Below are 2,366 nucleotides of genomic sequence, written 5' to 3' on the forward strand. Positions count from 1 at the left end.
TATCCCTCGAACTCCTTGGATTCCCTGAATTCCCTGTGCTCCAGTTATCCCTCGAACTCCTTGGATTCCCTGAATACCTTGTGCTCCGGTTATTCCTCGAACACCTTGGATTCCCTGTTCTCCTGTTGGTCCTTGGATTCCTTGATCGCCTGTTATTCCTTGGAGCCCTTGCTCCCCTGTCGGTCCCTGGATTCCTTGATCGCCTGTTGGTCCCTGGATTCCTTGTGCTCCTGTTGGTCCTTGGATTCCTTGATCGCCTGTTATTCCTTGGATTCCTTGATCGCCTGTTGGTCCCTGGATTCCTTGCTCTCCTGTTGGTCCTTGGAGCCCTTGTGCTCCTGTTATTCCTTGGAGCCCTTGTGCTCCTGTTATTCCTTGGATTCCTTGCTCCCCTGTTGGTCCTTGGATTCCTTGCTCTCCTGTTATTCCTTGGATTCCTTGCTCTCCTGTAATTCCCTGGATTCCTTGCTCTCCTGTTGGTCCTTGGATTCCTTGATCGCCTGTTTGTCCCTGGAGCCCTTGTGCTCCTGTTGGTCCCTGGAGCCCTTGTGCTCCTGTTGGCCCCTGGATTCCTTGTGCTCCTGTTGGTCCCTGGATTCCTTGATCGCCTGTTGGTCCCTGGATCCCTTGCTCTCCTGTTGGTCCCTGGATTCCTTGTGCTCCTGTTATTCCTTGGAGCCCTTGCTCCCCTGTTGGTCCTTGGATTCCTTGCTCTCCTGTTGGTCCTTGGAGCCCCTGCTCGCCTGTTGGTCCTTGGATCCCTTGCTCTCCTGTTGGTCCCTGGATCCCTTGCTCTCCTGTTGGTCCCTGGATTCCTTGCTCCCCTGTTGGCCCCTGGATTCCTTGCTCCCCTGTTGGCCCCTGGATTCCTTGCTCCCCTGTTGGTCCTTGGATTCCTTGTGCTCCTGTTATTCCTTGGATTCCTTGCTCCCCTGTGGGTCCCTGGATTCCTTGCTCCCCTGTTGGTCCCTGGATTCCTTGCTCTCCTGTTGGTCCTTGGATCCCTTGCTCCCCTGTTGGCCCCTGGATTCCTTGCTCTCCTGTTATTCCTTGGATTCCTTGCTCTCCTGTTATTCCTTGGATTCCTTGCTCTCCTGTTGGTCCTTGGATCCCTTGTGCTCCTGTTATTCCTTGGATTCCTTGCTCTCCTGTAATTCCCTGGATTCCTTGCTCTCCTGTTGGTCCTTGGATTCCTTGCTCCCCTGTTGATCCTTGGATCCCTTGATCGCCTGTTGGTCCCTGGATTCCTTGCTCCCCTGTTGATCCTTGGAGCCCTTGATCGCCTGTTGGTCCCTGGATTCCTTGTGCTCCTGTTGGTCCTTGGATCCCTTGCGCTCCTGTTGGTCCTTGGATCCCTTGCTCCCCTGTTGGTCCCTGGATTCCTTGTGCTCCTGTTATTCCTTGGATTCCTTGATCGCCTGTTATTCCTTGGATTCCTTGATCGCCTGTTGGTCCTTGGATCCCTTGCTCCCCTGTTGGTCCTTGGATCCCTTGCTCCCCTGTTGGTCCTTGGATCCCTTGCTCCCCTGTTGGTCCCTGGATTCCTTGTGCTCCTGTTATTCCCTGGATCCCTTGTGCTCCTGTTATTCCCTGGATCCCTTGTGCTCCTGTTATTCCTTGGATTCCTTGATCGCCTGTTGGTCCTTGGATCCCTTGCTCCCCTGTTGGTCCCTGGATTCCTTGATCGCCTGTTGGTCCCTGGATTCCTTGATCGCCTGTTGGTCCCTGGATCCCCTGCTCTCCTGTTGGTCCTTGGATCCCTTGTGCTCCTGTAATTCCCTGGATTCCTTGTGCTCCTGTTGGTCCCTGGATTCCTTGATCGCCTGTAATTCCTTGGATCCCTTGATCGCCTGTTGGTCCCTGGATTCCTTGTGCTCCTGTTATTCCTTGGATTCCTTGATCGCCTGTTGGTCCCTGGATCCCTTGATCGCCTGTTGGTCCCTGGATTCCTTGTGCTCCTGTTATTCCTTGGATTCCTTGATCGCCTGTTGGTCCTTGGATCCCTTGATCGCCTGTTGGTCCAGTTATACCACTCGCCACTAAAAGTGTATAGTCTGGCGAAAAACCTGGTATCCCTGTAGGAGGCGTATTGTTAACAATGTATGCATTTCCATCAAAAGTAACTACTTGACCTAACCTATAACTAGCAGCATCCCCAGGGTCAAACGTCGTTACACCGTCTAGTCCAGCTCCTGTTGCTCCCGGAATCCCTGTCGCTCCGGTTACTCCCGGTATTCCTGTCGCCCCGGTTACTCCTGGCATTCCTGTCGCTCCGGTTACTCCTGGCACTCCTGTCGCTCCGGTTACTCCTGGCACTCCTGTCGCTCCGGTTACTCCTGGCACTCCTGTCGCTCCGGTTACTCCTG

This window comes from Alkalihalobacillus pseudalcaliphilus (assembly GCF_028610675.1).
In the GTDB taxonomy this organism is placed as follows: Bacteria; Bacillota; Bacilli; order Bacillales; family Bacillaceae_D; genus Alkalihalobacillus; species Alkalihalobacillus pseudalcaliphilus.